This is a genomic window from Halococcus thailandensis JCM 13552, assembly GCF_000336715.1.
Classification (GTDB): Archaea; Halobacteriota; Halobacteria; order Halobacteriales; family Halococcaceae; genus Halococcus; species Halococcus thailandensis.
Genome location: NZ_AOMF01000143.1, coordinates 17,108 through 34,197, shown reverse-complemented (window position 1 = coordinate 34,197; position 17,090 = coordinate 17,108). Strand labels below are relative to the sequence as shown.

The 17,090-nt window shown below is 66.2% G+C and carries 16 protein-coding genes and 2 pseudogenes; 10 read left to right on the top strand and 8 right to left on the bottom strand.

Translation table 11 applies throughout. The features are described 5' to 3' along the window. Window positions 1-100: 100 nt before the first annotated feature. From C451_RS06740 to C451_RS06725, 4 genes are read right to left on the bottom strand one after another with little or no spacing between them, the layout of a single operon-like run. Entirely contained in the window at window positions 101-1,540 is a 1,440-nt protein-coding gene (locus C451_RS06740; protein WP_007739086.1) for a hypothetical protein, read from the bottom strand. Between the two features lie 2 nt (window positions 1,541-1,542). Continuing rightward, the gene (locus C451_RS06735; RefSeq protein WP_007739084.1) at window positions 1,543-2,133 is read right to left on the bottom strand and encodes a DUF2150 family protein; all 591 of its coding nucleotides are present in this window, start codon (window positions 2,131-2,133) and stop codon (window positions 1,543-1,545) included. Between the two features lie 38 nt (window positions 2,134-2,171). Then, complete coding sequence (locus tag C451_RS06730; RefSeq protein ID WP_007739082.1) at window positions 2,172-2,999, bottom strand: TatD family hydrolase; 828 nt, start codon at window positions 2,997-2,999, stop codon at window positions 2,172-2,174. A gap of 36 nt (window positions 3,000-3,035) precedes the next feature. Continuing rightward, complete coding sequence (locus tag C451_RS06725; RefSeq protein ID WP_007739080.1) at window positions 3,036-3,482, bottom strand: NYN domain-containing protein; 447 nt, start codon at window positions 3,480-3,482, stop codon at window positions 3,036-3,038. A 103-nt stretch (window positions 3,483-3,585) separates the two neighbouring features. Between C451_RS06725 and C451_RS06720 the strand changes: the two genes are divergently transcribed. After that, window positions 3,586-3,816, top strand: a complete 231-nt coding sequence (locus tag C451_RS06720) for a hypothetical protein (RefSeq protein WP_007739079.1) — start codon at window positions 3,586-3,588, stop codon at window positions 3,814-3,816. 25 nt (window positions 3,817-3,841) lie between these two features. Here the strand turns inward: C451_RS06720 and C451_RS06715 are convergent, their stop codons facing one another. Further along, the gene (locus C451_RS06715; protein ID WP_007739078.1) at window positions 3,842-4,621 is read right to left on the bottom strand and encodes an inositol monophosphatase family protein; all 780 of its coding nucleotides are present in this window, start codon (window positions 4,619-4,621) and stop codon (window positions 3,842-3,844) included. A gap of 78 nt (window positions 4,622-4,699) precedes the next feature. Between C451_RS06715 and gcvT the strand changes: the two genes are divergently transcribed. The 7 genes from gcvT (at window position 4,700) to C451_RS24040 (ending at window position 10,189) form a co-directional block, all read left to right on the top strand. After that, window positions 4,700-5,794 (top strand): glycine cleavage system aminomethyltransferase GcvT, encoded by a 1,095-nt coding sequence (gene gcvT / locus C451_RS06710; RefSeq protein WP_007739077.1) that lies wholly within the window; start codon window positions 4,700-4,702, stop codon window positions 5,792-5,794. Further along, entirely contained in the window at window positions 5,791-6,174 is a 384-nt protein-coding gene (gcvH, locus tag C451_RS06705) for a glycine cleavage system protein GcvH (RefSeq protein ID WP_007739076.1), read from the top strand. The genes gcvT and gcvH overlap by 4 nt, the downstream gene beginning before the upstream one ends. 84 nt (window positions 6,175-6,258) lie before the next feature. Beyond that, window positions 6,259-7,587, top strand: coding sequence for an aminomethyl-transferring glycine dehydrogenase subunit GcvPA (gcvPA, locus tag C451_RS06700; RefSeq protein ID WP_007739075.1), 1,329 nt, complete (start codon window positions 6,259-6,261; stop codon window positions 7,585-7,587). After that, window positions 7,584-9,011 carry an aminomethyl-transferring glycine dehydrogenase subunit GcvPB gene (gcvPB, locus tag C451_RS06695; protein WP_007739073.1) on the top strand — a complete coding sequence of 476 codons (1,428 nt, stop codon included), beginning with the start codon at window positions 7,584-7,586 and terminating at the stop codon, window positions 9,009-9,011. The genes gcvPA and gcvPB overlap by 4 nt, the downstream gene beginning before the upstream one ends. Before the next feature lie 70 nt (window positions 9,012-9,081). Next, the gene (locus C451_RS06690; protein ID WP_007739071.1) at window positions 9,082-9,513 is read left to right on the top strand and encodes a CopG family ribbon-helix-helix protein; all 432 of its coding nucleotides are present in this window, start codon (window positions 9,082-9,084) and stop codon (window positions 9,511-9,513) included. A gap of 83 nt (window positions 9,514-9,596) precedes the next feature. Beyond that, entirely contained in the window at window positions 9,597-9,788 is a 192-nt protein-coding gene (locus C451_RS06685; protein WP_007739069.1) for a hypothetical protein, read from the top strand. A gap of 269 nt (window positions 9,789-10,057) precedes the next feature. Then, on the top strand, window positions 10,058-10,189 hold the full coding sequence (locus C451_RS24040) for a DUF7503 family protein (RefSeq protein ID WP_275039326.1): 132 nt from the start codon (window positions 10,058-10,060) through the stop codon (window positions 10,187-10,189). 1 nt (window position 10,190) lies between these two features. Here C451_RS24040 and C451_RS24385 read toward each other — a convergent pair. Together C451_RS24385 and C451_RS06670 are read right to left on the bottom strand one after the other, a co-directional pair. Beyond that, window positions 10,191-12,415: pseudogene (locus C451_RS24385) on the bottom strand (hypothetical protein). Window positions 12,416-12,613: 198 nt separating this feature from the next. Continuing rightward, window positions 12,614-12,982, bottom strand: coding sequence for a hypothetical protein (locus C451_RS06670; RefSeq protein ID WP_007739065.1), 369 nt, complete (start codon window positions 12,980-12,982; stop codon window positions 12,614-12,616). Between the two features lie 105 nt (window positions 12,983-13,087). Between C451_RS06670 and C451_RS06665 the strand changes: the two genes are divergently transcribed. Together C451_RS06665 and C451_RS06660 are read left to right on the top strand one after the other, a co-directional pair. Next, the gene (locus C451_RS06665; protein WP_007739064.1) at window positions 13,088-13,819 is read left to right on the top strand and encodes an alanyl-tRNA editing protein; all 732 of its coding nucleotides are present in this window, start codon (window positions 13,088-13,090) and stop codon (window positions 13,817-13,819) included. A 194-nt stretch (window positions 13,820-14,013) separates the two neighbouring features. Beyond that, window positions 14,014-14,901 (top strand): NAD(P)H-binding protein, encoded by an 888-nt coding sequence (locus tag C451_RS06660; RefSeq protein WP_049913025.1) that lies wholly within the window; start codon window positions 14,014-14,016, stop codon window positions 14,899-14,901. On the opposite strand, the pseudogene purL reads toward C451_RS06660, so the two are convergent. Further along, window positions 14,902-17,000: pseudogene (gene purL, locus C451_RS06655) on the bottom strand (phosphoribosylformylglycinamidine synthase subunit PurL). Window positions 17,001-17,090 lie beyond the last annotated feature (90 nt).

Genomic DNA, 17,090 nt, shown 5'->3' with positions numbered 1-17,090 from the left:
ATCACGATTGCACGGGCGGAGCGAACGAAATAACAGCCCGTTTCGTCGGTCGCTCCGATCGGTCGGGACGTCAGTAGAGGTCGATATTGTGCGACAATCGCTACTCGCGGGCCGGCGTGTACGCCTCGTTGTAGTCGACGCAGTCGTGGAGGTCGTTCTCGTCGAAGCGCTTGATGTGGCCGCCGACGACGTAGAGCGTACCGTCGACGACGCCGGAGGTCGCCCCGCCGCGGAGGTGTGTCGGCTTCGGGAGATCCGTCGTGAAGCGATCGGCGGTGGGATCGTAGCGGTGGGCGATCGGCTTGTAGCGGTCGATCGTCGATTCGCCCTCCCAGAACATGCCGTGGGTGAGGTAGGCCTGGCCGTCGATCACCGGGTTCGAGTGGGTCGCGTAAGTGCCCGCTCGCGGTAACGGCTGCGCGCGCTCGAACTCGCCGGCCGTGATATCGTATCTGAAGTTCGAGTCGATCGGCCCGGTCGTCCCCGACAGCCCGCCGATGGCGTGGAGATACTGGTCGCCATCGACCGAGAACAGCGCGACCGTCGGCCAGCGCTTGGCGTTCGGCATCCGTGCGAGATCCGGGTCGGCCACCCGATCCGCCTCGGGATCGAACGTCCAGAGCCGTCGCTCGTCGTAGGTTCCCGGAACGCCCTCGCCGTCGAAGCCGTGATCGGTCGCCGTGGGGGCGTCGTGATCGCCAGTACCGCCGCCCACGCAGTAGATCAGTCCGTCCTGTGGGTTGTAGAGCCCGCCCATCACCCAGTTCGGGTACGGACAGCTGGCCGCGAGCTCCGTCCAGCCGTCGCCGGGCCGATAGCGGAAGATCGCGTCCGACGGCGGACCGCCCTCGTAGGGCGCGTTGGTGGGTGCGCCGCCGAAACTGTACAGCGCGTCGTCGGTCGCGACGCCACAGAGCCCCCACAGTTTTCGCGGGAGATCGGGCAGGCGCTCCCAGTCACCCTCCGATCCCGCGCTCGGGTCGTACGCGAAGGTCCGTGCGACCGCTTCGAGCCGAACGCCGGTCTCGATGCCGCCGAAAAAATGGAGTTTGCCGTCGAGCACGCCGCCGCCCGCGTCGCTTCCCACGACCGGCAGCGGAGCGCGCTCGGTCCAACCGGCGTCGAGATCCGCTGCTTCCGCGGTGGTTTCCGCCGACTCCGACGTACGGTTCGTGCTCGCCGATTCGGTCCGCGTCGTGTTCGCCGTTCGATCGGCCGTCGCACCGGTTGCGGTGCGATTCGTCGCTCGTCCGTTCGTCGTCCGTTCGTCCGTCATCTGCCCATCCGTCATCCGCTCCGACGCGTTGGTTTTCGGCGGTGTCGCCGCCGGTGCGGTCGTGATGATCGACTGCTCCTGCGTCGGGCGGCGCGTTCGCTCGCCGTCCGCAGTCGTCTCGGGGACTGTTTCGGAGTCGTTCTCGGTGTCGGAACCGTTCGATCCACCGTCGAACGCGCAGCCGGCGCTCGCCACGAGCGCGCCAGCACCGAGTGCACGCAGCGCCGCTCGGCGGGAGCGACGCTGGTCGTCCCGGTCGACCATGCTCAGGCGACGTCCTCGTCCTCTTCGATGAGTTCGGGATCGCTCAGCGCGCTTTCGAGGCTGCCGAGCCCGTTGATCCACTCGGCGACGGGCCCGTAGCCGACGTCCTCGACGAGGGTGGGATCGATCGTCGCACCGTCGACGATGCGCGTGCCGGCGCGGGCACAGTGGTCGAGCGCGTCGTCGAACTCCTCGTCGGCCTCGGCATCGCTCGCCGCTTCGAGATGGGTTTCGATATCCTCGTCGTCGGGGCCCTCGACGACGTACAGTTCGGCGGTGTAGAAGACACAGACGAGCGACGTCTGCACGCCGTCGACCAGCAGCAGCGTCTCCTCGTCCTCGATGTCGACGTCGTCGAGGACGATCTCGCGAGCGTCGGCGAGTTCCTTGAGCGCCATCTCCTCGTTGAGCTCCTCGTCGTCGAAGGCGGTGATGATCTTCGTGACGGCGATGGCGGCGTCCTCCTGAAGGTTCCAGAGCAGTCGGGCGGCGTCCTCGTCGTCGGGATCGAGATCGGTCTCGCGCAGGCGATCGAGCCAGTTCTGCCAGCGCTCCTCCGTGTAGAACTCGTCGGGGGGTGTACTGCTGCTCATACCCGCTTCGAGCGCTTTGCTGTTGATAGGCCTTTTCGTTAGCCGAGCGTCTCGATCCCGTACACTCGACGAGGCGTCTCGACGTGGGCGGTTCGCACGGCGTCGTCGAACCCCTCGTCGAGCAGCCACCGGACGCGCCGCGGCACCGTCTTCGGCCCCAGCACGGCCCCCGGGCGTTCGGGATCGTCGATGAAATCGGTCTCCATCAGGAAGGGCTCGTCTCGCTCGGCGGCCTCCTCCAACCGATCCTTCTCGCTCATCACGCTCGGCATCGGCCCGGCGAGTCGCCCGCCCGCGTAGTGTTTGACGACGCGGTGAGTAGGTAGATCGCGCTCGATGGCCCAGTCGGCGATCTCGGTGAGGTCCTCGCTCGCTTCGGTGTGAAGCTGGACGGCACAGTCGTTCTCGGCCCCGAGCGCGAGCGCGTGTTGCAGGACCCGATTCGACGCGTCCCAGACGTCCGCCGAAACGTCGTAGTGCGGGCGGCCGGATTTCAGCGCGAGCGCCTCCGAGGGGACGTACTCGGCGGCGACGTCGAGCCCGGCTTGCATCAGTTCGCCGGCCTCGTCGGGGGTGAATCCGCGCTCGATGAGGTGACTGACGAGTCCCGGATGCACCCCGAGGACGGGCCACGCGCGGCCATCCAGGATCTCGCTCGCTTCGTCGACGATTTCGATGGTGGTCTCGAAGACCTCCCGGAACTCCTCGGGTTCGTCGACGCCGATCCCGAGCGTCCAGGAGGGTTTGTTGACGACGAGCAGATGCGTCCCACCCGATCGAGCGAAGTCCTGCACCGCTTCCATCCCCCGCCCATGCTCGGGGTCGAGATGGAGATGGTTGTCGAGAACCGGCGTGTCGAACTCCATGTCCACTCTACGCGCGCGCCGGCCCAAAGCGGTTGTTCATTCGAGCGTCACGGCGTCGTGGGCGGCGTTGCGCAGCGCGTCCGACCGTCCATGCTCGCCGGGTGCGATGGCGAACGTCTCGACGCCCCGGCGGGCGGCGTGTTCGAGCACCGGTTTGAAATCCGTATCACGTGAGGCGATCGTCAGCAGCGAGAGGTCGTCGATCGCGGCGGTCGCGTCGACGGCGAGTTTGACGTCGACGTCGCCGCTCGTGATGCAGACCTCGAACCCGCGCGCCTCGGCGGCCTGGATCAGTCCCGGGGTGGCGTGCTCGTCGAGATAGAGCCGGGCGACCGAGAGGCGACCACGCTCGGCGGCGAGCGCGCGGACGTCGTCGAGATCGACGTCGAACTCGTTTCTGAGGACGTTCGGACCGTCGACGAACAGGCCGACCGCTGGCTCGTCGCTCGATCCCGACACCGCCTCACGAAGCCGCTCGCGCATGCACCGATTTCCGTGAGGACGGACAAAGCCGTGGCGGTGTCGGCTTCACGACCCATCACAGGCAGGGCGGGGACTGAAGGGCGCAACGAACCGACAGCCACGTATGAGCGAGGACAACCCCCACGAACGCGACGTCACGCTCGCAAAGGAGAAAGAAGACAACGAGGACGAAACGAGCGAGGAAGCCAAGCAGAAACGCGAGGAGGAAGCGGAGCAGGCCCGTGAGGAGGCCGCCGAGGGCGAGGTCGACGTCGAGTCGGAGCAACGCGAGGCGGCCGCTCGTGAGACCGCAAACCCGGACAACCACCGCGACGAACCGCCGCACAGCAGCTAACAACCCGGCGCGGGCGGCACGGTTGCTACGATTTTTCCGCAGCGTCACGCAGCGTGGCGAGGAGTTCCTCGTGTGCCTCGCCGTTCGAGGCGATCAGTTCGTCGCTGTCGTGCTGCCAGGGCTCGCCAGCGAGATCGGTCACCGTCCCGCCGGCACACCGAATCATGTGCGCGCCAGCGACCGTATCCCACGGACTCAACTGTGCAGTAGCGACGGCAGCGTCGAGCGAGCCGCTGGCGACCGCCGCGAGCGTCGCCTGTGCGCAGCCGAACCGGCGGATGTCGCCGAAGCGCTCGGCGAGCGCGCCCACGGTGGCTCCGAACTCGCCGCCGAGGAGGATCGGCGTGACTGCGAACGTCTCCGGATCCTCGCGCGCGCTCACGCGGATCGGTTCGCCGTTGAGCGTCGCTTCGTTCTCGTCGGCGAGATAGCTGTCGCCGAGGACGGGCAGAACCGTGGCCGCGGCGACCGGTTCGCCGTCCTCGACGGCGGCGACGACCGTGCCCCAGATGCCGAGCCCGCGCACGAAGTTGTTCGTCCCGTCGATGGGATCGACGATCCAGGCCGCACCCGATTCGGGCACGGTCTTTCTGGTGTCCGCCTCCTCGCCGACGATGGCGTCGTCGGGGAACGCCTCGTGGATGCACTCGACCGTGCGGCGCTGGGCGGCGCGATCGGTTTCGGTGACGAGATCGGTCTTCGTCGACTTGGTCTCGACGGCGAGCTCGCCGCGGAACGAGTTGAGCGCGACGCTCGCGCCGACGTCGGCCGCTCGTGCCGCGCGCTCGGCCCGGGTCTCTGTCATGACGAACGCGACGACGCCGGGGTGTAAAAATCGGTCGCCGGAAGCAAGCCATTAGAGCCCGCGGCGTGAGGTGGCGGTATGGCGCTTCGCACACCACCGCTGGGCGCGGCCCACGAGGATCGTGGCGCGAAAACGACCGAGTTCGGCGGCTGGGAGATGCCCGTCGAGTTCGACTCGATCCGCAGCGAGCACGAGAGCGTTCGCGAGGCAGTCGGCAAGTTCGACGTCTCGCACATGGGCGAGATCGTTGTCTCCGGCCCCGACGCCGACGAACTGATGAACCGACTCACCAGCAACGACGTCCGCACGGTCGACGCCGGCACGGCACAGTACGCGGCGATCACCGATTCCGAGGGAGTGATCCTCGACGACACGATGCTGTACCGATTGCCCGAAAGTCGCGACGAGGAGTTCCTGTTCGTCCCGAACGCGGGCAACGACGTCGCGATGGAGGAGCGCTGGGAGTCCCACCGCGACGAGTGGAATCTCGACGCCACGGTCGAGAACCGCACCGAGGAGTACGCGATGATCGCGGTTCAGGGACCCGACTCCGCCGATCTCGTCGCCGAGGCGACCGGCGACGATGCGCTCGCGGAGCTCCCGAATTTTGCGGCGACCGACGCGACGATCGCCGGGAGCGAGGGCCTCCTCGCGCGCACGGGCTACACCGGCGAGGACGGCTTCGAAGTGATCTTCCCGTCGACGGACGCCGAGGCGGTCTGGGAGGCGTTCGACTGCCAGCCCTGTGGGCTCGGCGCGCGCGACACGCTGCGCATGGAGGCCGGCCTCCTGCTCGCCGGCCAGGACTTCGATAGCGAGGCGAATCCCCGGAATCCCTACGAGGCGGGTATCAGCTTCGCGGTCGATACCAGTACTGAATTCGTCGGTCGGGACGCGCTCGCCGCGGTCGAGGAGTCCGGGCCCGACGAACGACTCGTCGGCTTCGAACTCGACGAGCGCGCGGTGCCCCGCCACGGCTACGATATTCAAAGCAGCGACGGGGAGACGATCGGCACGGTGACGAGCGGGACGATGGCCCCCACCCTCGGAACGCCGATCGGGCTCGGCTACGTGCCCGCCGAGTACGCCGAGCCGGGAACCGAGATCGGCATCGTCGTCCGCGGCGAGGCGAAAGATGCACATATCACGGCGCTCCCGTTCTACGAACGATGAGCTTCGACGTTCCCGACGACCGCGGTTACATGGAGAGCCACGAATGGGCAAGCGAGGACGGCGGCACCGCACGGGTGGGGATCTCCGACTTCGCCCAGGACGAACTCGGCGACATCGTCTTCGTCGAGTTCCCCGACGAAGGCGAGGAGATCGCCCACGACGAACAGCTCGGCGTCGTCGAGTCGATCAAGGCCGTCTCCGATCTCTACTCGCCGGTGTCGGGCACCGTGACGGCGACAAACGACGAACTGCTCGACGCGCCCGAACTGCTCAACGACGACCCCTACGGCGAGGGCTGGCTCGTCGAGGTCGATCTCGCCGACGAGAGCGGTCTCGACGAACTGCTGAGCGCCGACGAGTACCGCGACCAGGTCGAGTAACGCGTCACCGAGACCGACGGTCTGATATGGACCGCGTCCGGACGCCCGGTATCGAATGTCCCCACATGACACGGGAGGGCGGCGATGAGCGACACCGGCCGTGGAAGCCCGTTCGCGCCACATACCGACGCCGAGACGGCGGCGATGCTGGACGCGATCGGCGTCGAGAGTCAGGAAGAGCTGTTCGACATTCCGGAAGATGTTCGCTTCGACGGTGAGTTCGGCATCGCACCGCGCAGCGAGCGCGAGATCCGCCACGAGATACAGCTCCACCTCGACCGCGACGACGATCTCACGGCGTTTCTCGGGCGGGGTCACTACGACCACTACGTACCGTCGATGGTCGACCACCTCGCGGACCGGTCGGAGTTCCTCTCCTCGTACACGCAGTACCAGCCCGAGATCGCACAGGGGTTCCTCCAGGCGCTGTTCGAGTATCAGTCGATGCTGGTCGAGCTCACGGGGTTGGAGATCGCGAACTGTTCGATGTACGACGGTGCGAGCGCGCTCGGCGAGGCCGCGACGCTCGCGCTCCGGGCACGCTCGGTCGACGGCACTCGCGTGCTAATCCCCGAACTGCTCGCCGATGGGCGGCGCGCGGTGCTCGAGAACTATCTCGCCGGCACCGACGCGACGATCGAGCGCTATCCGATGGCCGACGGCAACGCCGACCGCGAGGCGCTGGCCGACGCGCTCGACGACGACTGCGCGATGGTGTACGCCGAGAACCCCACCGTCAGGGGCACCATCGAGGAAGGGCTGAGCGAGATCGGCGAACTCGCCGACGAGCACGGCGCGCTGTTCTGTCTCGGCACGGACGGAGTCGCGCTGTCGCTGCTCGAAAAACCCGCAAGCGTCGGGGCCGACGTGGTGGTCGGCGACGCGGCGCTCGGACTCGGTGCGAGCGGCGGGCTCGGCCTCGGTCTGTTCGCGACACACGAGGACTTCCTCCGGCAGGTGCCGGGACGGCTGGTCGGCGTGGGGGAAGACAGCGACGAGAACCGGGCGTACACGCTCACCCTCCAGACCAGAGAACAGCACATCCGCCGCGAGCGCGCGACGTCCAACATCTGTACGAACCAGGCGTGGGTCGCGCTCAGGGCCGCGATGCACGCCGCGTGGCTCGGTGCCGACGGGCTCGTCGGGCTCGCCGAGGACTGCGTGACGAACGCGCGCGATCTCGCCGACCGGCTCGACGACGTCGACGGCGTCGAGGCACCGGCCCACGACCGTCACCACTTCCGTGAGTTCACCGTCCGAACCGACCGGCCGGCCGCGGAGATGCGCGAGGAGCTCGAAGACGAGGGGTTCGCGGTCCACGCCATCGACGACCAGCTCCTGCAGTTCTGTGTCACCGAGACGAACGCCGGGCAGATCGAGGATCTCGCCGCGGCCGTCGAGGTGGTCGCATGAGATACGATCAGGCCACGTGGACGCGCGAGGACGGCGACGAGAACGCGGGCAGCTACGAACCGCTGCTCGCCGAGAAACGCTCGACGGAGGTCACGGTCGACGAGTCGCCGCTGCCGGACGACCTCACTCGTGAGTCGGTCGAACTGCCGGATCCCTCGGAGCCGGAGCTCGCCCGCCACTACACGCGCCTCTCGCAGATGAACTACGGCGTGGAGAGCGGTCCGTTCCCGCTCGGTAGCTGTACGATGAAGTACAACCCGAAGTTCACCGAGGACGTGGCGGCGCTGCCGGGAGCGGGAACCCATCCCGCGCGCTCGGCGGCGAGCACGCAGGGGACGCTCGAACTCCGCCATCACCTCCAGACGTATCTCGCGCGCATCGGTGGGATGGACAGTGTGACGCTCCAGCCGCCCGCCGGGGCCGCCGGCGAGTTCACTGGCATTCTGGTCGCGAAGGCCTACCACGAAGAGCACGGCAACAGTAGGTCAGAAATCATCGTCCCCGAGAGCGCTCACGGGACGAACTTCGCCAGCGCGGCGCTCGCTGGCTACGACGTCGTCTCGCTGCCGAGCGCCGAGGACGGCCGCGTCGACGTCGACGCGCTCGAAGCGGCGGTGAGCGACGACACGGCGGCGCTGATGCTCACCAACCCCAATACTCTGGGTCTGTTCGAGCGCGATATCGATGAGATCGCCGAGATCGTCCACGGGGCGGGCGGGCTGCTCTACTACGACGGCGCGAACCTCAACGCGCTGCTCGGGCGCGTGCGACCAGGAGACATGGGCTTCGACGTGATGCACTACAACGTCCACAAGACGTTCGCGACGCCTCACGGCGGTGGCGGCCCCGGCGCCGGACCGGTCGGCGTCGTCGAGGAGTTCGCACCCTATCTCCCGTCACCGCAGATCGAGGAGCGCGACGGCGAGTACGAACGGGTCGAGCCGGAGCACACGATCGGCAAGGTCCACGGGTTCGCGGGCAACTGGCTCGTGCTGCTCAAGACCTACGCCTACATCGCCAGACTCGGCGACAGCGGGCTCACGGACACGAGTGCGAAAGCCGTGCTGAACGCGAACTACCTCGCCAGTCAGATCGAGTACGAGATCCCGTTCTCGCCGTTCCACCACGAGTTCGTCGCGAGCGCCGACCGCGACGCGGCGGACGTCGCCAAACGGATGCTCGACTACGGCGTCCATCCACCGACGACGAAGTGGCCGGAGATCGTCGACGAGGCGCTGATGACCGAGCCGACCGAAGCCGAGACCAAAGCGGCGCTTGATCAGCTCGCACGCGCGTTCAACAACGCGGCCGACGATGACGACGAGGCGCTCGAAACCGCGCCCGAGCGGACCGCGGCGGGTCGTATCGATCAGGCCGACGCCGCTCGGAACCCGCGGCTGTCCTGGCAGACGCTCGACGACTGATTCACAACACGGCCACCGTTATCGCGCCGTGTTGCTAAGGTTTAGTAGTGCAGCCGTCGTGGATTGACATATGACCGTCGTCAGCGTTTCGATGCCAGAGGAGTTACTGAACCGGATCGACGAGTTCGCCGACGATCACGGCTACACCGGGCGCAGCGAGGTGGTTCGTGACGCCGCACGCGACCTCCTCGGCGAGTTCGAGGACGCCCGGTTGGAGGATCGCGAACTCATGGGCGTCGTCACGGTGTTGTTCAACTACGAGACCACGAGCGTCGAGGAGCGGTTGATGGGGTTGCGCCACGAACACGAGGGGCTCGTCGCCGCGAACTTCCACAGCCACGTCGGCAACCGCTACTGCATGGAACTGTTCATCCTCGACGGCTCGCTGGAGTCGATTTCGGCGTTCGTCGGGCAGATCCGGGCGACGAAGAACACCCTCACCGTCGACTATTCGGTGATGCCGGTCGACGACTTCGCCGGTCCGCTCGCCGACAGCGGATAGAACGATCGAGGTTCGTCCGGCGGAACGATATCTTCGCTGATAGCTAGATAGATTTATCTGCTCGTATCACAAAGGGATACTGTATGGCAGCGTGTCCACTCTGTGGCGCGGGCGTCTCCGAGGAACGACCCCGCCACTGCGTCACCCTCGAAATCGAGGACACGACGCGGTCGACGAAGCAGTTCATGGGCGACGAAGCCGATATCAAACGCTACTGCGTCGATCGGCAGGTCTGTCCCGACTGCTGGGACGATCTGCGTACGAAACTCTCGTAAGCGTTCTTTGCCGCGTCGCTCCACCCTCCCGACAGCCGCGCGAGCGATGACTGCGCTGTTCGTCCTCGCTACGACCTGCATCGGTAACTGGTAACAACGTAAATACGCCATCCCCTCGAAGCCGTTGTCACGACTGCTCACCGGTACTTTCGGCCGAATCCGGAAATTGAATTGTATTTAGTATATAGACGAAGAAATAATATTTTTATTATTTTTGTATGATACATTCGAAAATATTCATATTCGGGGCGAGCATGGGTGAGAATGTCATGTCCGATGACCAACTCCGGACGTATCTGCACCGCCATCCGAAAACGCTCGCCGCGCTGTTCAGCCTGACCGTGCTGCTGTCACAGATGGGGGCCGTGGCGGCCAATCACACTGGAATAGCCGGCCCCTGAATCAGACGGATCCGACATCGATACGCCGACTCCAATCCAATTTTCCCTGCACCGTCACCGGGATGTTTTCGAGCGAAAGAAACTCGGCGAGTTCCTCCTCGGAAAGATCGAAGGAGTGTACGTCACCGGACGAGATATAATGGCTCGTGTTGTCACCGATTTCCGGTCGTACAGCGGTTCCGATACCGGCTCGCGACGTGAGAAAAGTCTTGTACGTTACCTCGAATGCACCGTCGATACGCTCGATTGCACACAGGTTCGGTTGCAGGTGAGCAGCCTGCGTGATCGCTAACCTGCCATCCCCGACCACGAGATACTCGTCGCCCATGATGCTTTCGCCACGTGCGATTTCGAGTGCAGAGCCCAGTGGAAACCCAGCATTCAGCAATCGCGCGAGCGCACGACCCATCTTGACGCCCTCGCTGTTCAAAATATCTGAAATCGTGACGATCCCGCCGATTGCACCGGCCTCGATCAACGCCATCCCCTGTCGATACGACTGACAGGCGTTGAGCAGGAACGCATCGACACCCACTGAATCGACCTCTCTGGCGTCGAGACGGCCATCCGCGCACGCGAACCCGTCGCTATCGACGTGGCCGATGTAGTGGAGGAAGTCCGTCCGGGTGGCGAGTACGTCCGCCAGCTCGTCGGTCGTCAGGTCGTGGGCGACGGTCACGTCGAAGGCAAGATCGGCCCGCTCGCCATAGCTCGCCTCGACGACGCGCTCGTCGTCCATCGCCGCGTCGTTACAGACGACCGTGATCTCGATGTCGCCCTCGGCGGGCGTCCGTTCCAATCGGTTGCGATAGGCCGCCAGCGACGCCTTNCGTTACAGACGACCGTGATCTCGATGTCGCCCTCGGCGGGCGTCCGTTCCAATCGGTTGCGATAGGCCGCCAGCGACGCCTTGCTCGCCCCCAGCGGCGTTCCCTCACCGATCCACGTCTGTTCCAGCGAATCCGATCGGAGCGGTTTGACGTACGTGTTCTCGCCGCCCGGCTGGGTGCCCGTACTCCGCGTGTCGTCGCGCAGGAACGTGTCGAGCGCGGCCGATCGAACGTTCGGCACCGAGACTTCGCGCGTCCGCGCGGACCGAACGACGGCGAGATCGGACACGACGAAGGGTAGATGTTCGATGCTGTCGGCCGTCGCCGTGACGGTGGCCGTGAGCTTCCACGCCGGCACGTGCTCGGCGATCGTCCGGTAGGGAATCGAGAGATACGTTTCGAGCTGCGCGGCCAGCGGTTGCTCGTAGAGTTCCGGAAAATCGAACTCCAGATCGTCCTCCAACAGTCGCCGTTCGCGGAGGTCAATCGGCGTCCAGCCCTCGGTCCGAGTGAGACAGTCCATGAAGAACGCTTGCTTGAGCGTCCGCGCGACCGTTTGCTCGAACCCCTGCGGACCGGCGAGCGACTGCTCGAACCCGCGATCGGTCCGTAACAGCGGCTCGGAATCCGGTTTGATCGTCGCACCAAGATAGTACGCGAGCGGCGCAACCGCGTAGATCGATTCGTATTCAGGAGGAATCTCGATCGTCACACCCGTTTCGGGTGGTTCGAGTCCCGCCAGATCCAAGGAATCTCCCAACTCCACCATCGGCGGATGGCCCCGCAGGGTCGGATACGACCGTTCCGGACTGGTCGTCTTCAGCGCCGACCCGAACGTCGAGATCGCCGTCATCATCNTCGGCGGATGGCCCCGCAGGGTCGGATACGACCGTTCCGGACTGGTCGTCTTCAGCGCCGACCCGAACGTCGAGATCGCCGTCATCATCGCCTCGGGCTCGGCCGGCGTTTGCACCGTCGCCGCCGGTCGCTCGTGATGCGATCGCGCGCCGACCAGCACTTCGCGCTCGCCATCGAATTCGATCGCCATTCCCTCCGCGTCGGCACTGATCCGGAGCGGGCTTTCGACCCGCAGATAGAGCTTGATCGGCGCGCTCACCTCCAGGATGTATTCGCCGGCCGGGAACCGTTCGTCCGCGTGATGCTCGGCACGGTCGATCACCACGCCCGACCCGTCACGGACGTGGACCGACACCACGCTCGGCAGCGTGATCCCGTCTGTCCGGATCGCCACCGCGCTCTCGATCGGAAAGCGAAAGCGCGATAGTTCGACCGACGTCGGTCGTACCGCGCTCGTCGCCAACTCGTACTGGCGGCGCTCGATCGGGTCCACGACCGCCAGCCCGTCCGTCGACCGCTTGAAGAACACCGCAGTCATTACTCGCCGACCTGTCTCGTCGCATTCATTCGTTATCGTCGATCAGGTTCGTCCTGTATGTGACGTCACGGCAAGCCACAAAAGTCTATCCGTTCGGCTCGCCGCGGCCGTGAGCGAAGCGAAAACGAACTATCGAACACCGATCGAGTCCGATGAATAGTCGACCGAAGGCCGATGGATGGCCGATCGAGCGCGGAGTTACAGAACCGCGCCGAGAACGACGCCGGTGAGCAGCGAGAGCAGCATGACGCCGCCGGCCGTCTCGAACGGGATCCGTTCGGCGTGCTGGGTGGAGCGGCCCAGTCCGGAGTCGGTTTCTGTCGATGCGAGCACGACGATGCCGGCGGTGGCGAAGGCGAGACCGATGACCAGTCCCCAGAGGAAGGTGATTCCGGACGCACCGGCGAGAACGATGGCGACCGCGCGGCTCAACACGAACCCCGTGCCGGCGATGATCGGCGCGCTGCCGACAACGCTGGCGCGGTCGACCGCGTCCATGCGCTCGCGTAGACGATTCACACCGGCGAGTGTCCCCGAGGAGTCGAGGCGGCGGTGGCGACGCGACATAGTTCCGGATATGAATCCAGCTATATAATACCCCGTCAGACGCTCGTCAGCTACCGGCGTCGTCCGGCAAACAGATCCATATTCGTGCGTGCCGTTGACACCCCTGTGACCGAACAGCTCTATCTACCGGACGACGACTATCGCCGCGAGTTCGACGCGCGCGTCGAGGCCGTCGACGAATCGAACGGAACGGTCGTACTCGACCGAACGCTGTTCTACAAGGAAGGCGGGGGACAGCCACCCGATCACGGCCGCCTCTCGTTCGAGAGCGGTGAGGGCCGCGTCGTCGACGTCAGGAAGGATCACGGCGAGATCAGGCACACAGTTGAGGGGAATCTCCCGAAAGAAGGCGCGACCGTCCACGGCGAACTCGACTGGGAGCGGCGCTACGCACACATGCGCTACCACACCGCCCAGCACGTCGTCTCGAAGGTCGTTCTCGACGAGTACGGCGCGAGCACCGCCGGCAATCAGATCCACGACGATCGTGCGCGCATCGACTTCACACCGGCGGCGTTCGACGAGGACGATCCCCGCGCCATCGAGGAGCGCGCGAACGCCCTGATCGAACGTGACCTCTCCGTCGAGAAGGAAAATCGCCCCCGGGCGGCGCTCGAAGCCGAAACGCCCGATGGCCGGTCGAATCTCGATCTGATCCCCGACGACGTCGATCCGCTGCGAGCGGTCACGATCGGCGACGTCGACGTCTGTCCCTGCGGCGGCACGCACGTCGATCGCCTCGGCGAACTCGGCGAGCTGACGATCGTCGATCGGAGCTCGAAGGGTGCCGACACCGAGCGCATCGAGTTCGTGCTCGACGGGCCGGAGCAGGCGTGAGCGCGGTTCGTATGCACACAAAACTTATTACAACACCCGAATCAGTTCGGAATGGAGCCAACACGGCTCCGCGCCAGCGGGGACGACTCCGTTGCCTGGCATCATCACACCCCTCTCCACCTTCGTCCCCGCTTTCCGTTGCCGCTAGCACCGCGAGTGAGAGGAGCTATGCGGACGGACATGCTCGGTGAGACATGCGCGTTCTAGTGACCGGTGCGACGGGGTTCGTCGGCGGACGGCTGCTCCCCGCTCTCGCCGCGGCCGGTCACGACCTCACCGTGCTCACCCGCGACGCCGATCGCTACGACGGCCCGCCGGCGCGCGTCGTCGAGGGCGATCTACTCGATGCGGGCAGTTTCGAGGCGGCGTTCGAGGGCTGCGAGGCGGCGTACTATCTCGTCCATTCGATGGACGCAACCGATTTCGTCGCGCGCGACCGGCGGGCGGCACGCAACTTCGCCCGCGCGGCGAGTGCCGCCGACTGTTCGCGGGTGATCTATCTCGGCGGTCTCGGTCGGGATTCCGACGCACTCTCGCCACATCTCCGCTCGCGCCACGAGGTCGAGCGGCTGCTCGCCGCCGGCGACTACGATCTTACCGTGCTTCGGGCGGCGGTCATCGTCGGCGCTGGCGGGGCGAGCTTCGAGATGGTGCGCCGGTTCGTCGCCCATCTCCCGCGCGTGTTCGTCCTCCCGCTCCCGACGGCGGCACGGACGAACTGTCAACCGATCGCGATCGACGACGTCGTCGGCTATCTCGCCGCAGTGCTCGACGCACCGGATACCCGTGGGCGATCGTTCGATATCGGCGGACCGTCGGTACTCACTTACGCCGATCTGCTGCGGCACATGGCGCAGGCGTACGGCCATCGACTGTTCGTCGCCGCCGTTCCGTGGCTGAATGAACGGTTCGTGGCACATTGGCTCGCCCTGTTCACCGGCATCCCCGAGACCGTCGTCGCGCCCCTGATGGCCGGCCTCGACAACACGGTCGTCGTCAGAAACGGCGGGCTCGACGATCTCGTCTCGGTCGCGCACACGCCGCTCGATGCGGCCATCGAACGGGCGATCGCCGGCGAGTGATCAGTCCATCGCGCGATCGAGCACCGCCCGTCGCTCGGCGATCGTTTCGGCCGCGATCGACAGGTCGCCATCGTCGGTCGTGAGATCGAGCCGGCCCCTGTCGGTCGCCGTACCGATCTCGTGGACGGGAGCGACATCGGCGAACGCCTCCCGGATCGCATCGGGTGTCGTCGTCTCGACGACCGCCCGCCCCGGCTGTTCGTGGAAGAGCTGTTCGGCAGCGCTCGCCGGGCCGTCGAGTGCCACGTCCGCGCCCGCAGCCGGCGAAACCATCTCGGCGAGCGTCACCGCAAGCCCGCCGTGGCTCACGTCGTGGACCGCGAGTGTCCCCTCCTGGTTCGCCACGTCGGCGAGCGTCTCGATCAGCGCGTGTGGCTCTTCGGGCAACGTCGGGAACCGATCGCTCCCACCCGTGGTGTCGAGATAAGCTGAACCGCCGAGTCTCGCTTCGTGGCCGGCGAGGGCGCGATCGCCGATCACCAGCAGCGTTCCGTCGCCCGCGAGCTCGGTCGGCGGCGCATCGTAGCCGTCGCGCGCGCCGAGCATCGCGATCGTCGGCGTCGGCGGGATCGCGCCCGCCGCCGAGTCGTTGTAGAGCGAGACGTTGCCGCCGACGACCGGTACGGAAAGCGTTTCGCACATCCCCGCGAGTCCGTCAACGATGGCCGAGAACCCGCCGTAGACGTCCGGCTTTTCGGGATTGCCTCCGTTGAGACAGTCCACCGCGGCGAGCGGCGTCGCACCCTTCGCGGCGAGATTGGTGGCGTTTTCGAGCGCGATCGCGCGCGCACCCGCGTGAGGATCGGCGGCCGTCCAGTTCGGCTCCGCGCCCGCCGACAGCGCGAGCCCGGTTCCTGTCTCCTGGATCGCCAGCACGGCGCTGTCGTCGCCGGGACCGCGGGCGGTGCGGAGACCGACCTCGTGATCGTACTGGCGGTAGATCCACTCGCGGCTGGCGGTATTCGGATCGCCGATGACGCGCTCGAACGCCGTGTCGAGTGCCGTCTCGGGGAGGTCACGGGTCGGCTCCGGTGGCTGCTCGGCGGGGAGGTCGTTTGCCGGCGCGCCGTCGGCGAGGAATTCAGCGGGAACGTCGACGACGGTCTCCCCGTCGAAGGTGCAGGTGCTGTCTCTTATACACATCTCTGATNCAGCCCGCTCAGAGATGTGTATAAGAGACAGTAGCACATCCGCTCCTGTGATTCGGCGAGCAGGATTTCGAGGGCATTCATCCCGGGCTCACGCTGGTGGACGGCTTCGAGGTCGATCCGCGCGCCGTGCTCGCCCTTGGCGACGAGCTCCGAGGAGGCCCCACCGAGTCCCGCCGCACCGAGATCGCGGGCCGACTCGACGAGCGATTCGTCGACGAGGGCCTCGTTCGCCTCGATCAGTCGTTTTTCCGCGTAGGGATCGCCGACCTGGACCGCCGGGCGATCCTCGGTCTCGGCGTCCTCGCCGAGATCCTCGCTCGCGAAGCTCGCCCCGCCGAGTCCATCCCGCCCCGTCGCGTTGCCGACGAGGACGAGCTCGTTGCCCGCGCGCTGGGCCTCGGCAGTGAGCAGTCGATCGGGCGGGAGGAGGCCGACGCAGGCGACGTTGACGAGCGGGTTGCCCTCGTAGCCCTCGTGGAAGGCGAGGCTGCCGCCGACCGTCGGCACGCCGATCGCGTTGCCGTAGTCGGCGATCCCCTCGACGACACCGTCGAAGAGATACTGCGAGTGTTCGCGATCGAACTCGCCGAAATACAGCGAATCGAGCAGCGCGATCGGGTACGCGCCCATCGAGAGCGTGTCGCGGACAATCCCACCGACGCCCGTGGCCGCACCGTCGTAGGGATCGACATAGGAGGGGTGGTTGTGGCTCTCGATGCCGAACGTGACGTACAGTTCCTCGTCCGGTAACGCGACCACGGCGGCATCGTCGCCCGGACCGACGACGACCTGCTCGCCCTCGCTCTCGAACGCCGACAGCAGCGGGCGCGAGGAGCGATAGGCACAGTGTTCGCTCCAGAGGTTTTCGAACAGCGCGGTCTCGGCACGCGTCGGTTCGCGGCCGAGTTTCTCAACGACGCGTTCACGATCGGGCGTGGAGAGGGACATATCTCTCCGTTCGGGACCCCAGCCAAATCGCTTGCGATGAGGCGGGCGGCTTCGCGAAGCGACCGGACGGACGACTCGACCGACACGGAT